Source organism: Arthrobacter sp. JCM 19049 (assembly GCF_001310435.1).
Genome location: NZ_BAXF01000601.1, coordinates 1 through 1,164, shown reverse-complemented (window position 1 = coordinate 1,164; position 1,164 = coordinate 1). Strand labels below are relative to the sequence as shown.

Here is a 1,164-nt window from a genome sequence, read left to right as displayed (position 1 = left end):
CTCCTTCGTGGAGCAGGTACGCGCCCTGGGCGTGGAGCACGAGCTGCTGGAAACCGGGCTGGACGAGCTCTCCCAGGTGATTGCCGCCGCCTCCAGGCGCGCCCCGGGCAACGTCGTCGCCGACCTGTCCATCGCCCGCGCCTGGATTACTACACCGGCACCGTGTACGAGACCGTGCTGGTGGGCCACGAGTCCCTGGGCTCGATCTGCTCCGGCGGACGCTACGAGTCGCTGGCCTCCAAGGGCAAGAAGACCTACCCGGGGGTGGGCCTGTCCATCGGGGTGACCCGCCTGGTTTCGCGCATCCTGGCCGAGGAGCTGGTCACCGCGGCCCGCTCGGTGCCGTCGGTGGTTTATGTGACCTTGGCCAACGACGAGGCGTGGCACGAGGCCCAGGACGTGGCCGCGGCGCTGCGTGAGCGCGGGATCGCCTGCGAGGTGGCGGCCAGCGCCGAAAAGTTCGGCAAGCAGATCAAGTACGCTGATCGCCGCGGGATTCCCTTCGTGTGGTTCACCCACGCCGATGGCACCCACGAGGTGAAGGACATCCGCTCCGGCGAGCAGCTCAGCGCCGACCCGGCCACCTGGACCCCGCCTGCCGAGGACCTGACAAATGTTGTCAGCTAGCGCCGTGCACTAAACTCACACGTAGAAAACCCCACGGGTGGCTGGCGGCAATATCCCCGCCTGCACCCTGCTTCACAGGATTTCCCCCTTTTTCGACTGAAAGGACCGTAGTGCTACGCACTCATCAGCTGGGCGAACTAAGCGCCGAGCACATTGGACAGCAGGTCACCCTCACCGGCTGGGTCGCACGTCGTCGCGATCACGGCGGTGTCGCGTTCCTGGATCTGCGCGACGCCTCGGGCATCGCCCAGGTCGTGGTGCGCGACGAGGAGGACTTCCACCCGCTGCGCAATGAGTTCGTGCTGAAGGTGACCGGTAAGGTCGAACGCCGCCCCGAGGGCAATGAGAACCCGGCCATCCCGACCGGTGAGATCGAAGTCCTGGCCGATGAGGTTGAGGTGCTGAACACCTCCGCGCCGCTGCCGTTCCAGATCGATGAGCACGTCGAGGTCGGCGAGGAGGCGCGTCTGCGCCACCGCTACCTTGACCTGCGCCGCCCGGGCCCGGCCAAGCGCTGCGCCTGCGTTCGGAAGCGAA

The 1,164-nt window shown here is 67.1% G+C and carries 2 pseudogenes; both read left to right on the top strand.

Annotated features, from left to right (window positions below):
• A pseudogene (locus tag JCM19049_RS14850) lies at positions 1-627 on the top strand (ATP phosphoribosyltransferase regulatory subunit); the annotation flags it as partial.
• A 110-nt stretch (positions 628-737) separates the two neighbouring features.
• A pseudogene (locus tag JCM19049_RS14845) lies at positions 738-1,164 on the top strand (OB-fold nucleic acid binding domain-containing protein); the annotation flags it as partial.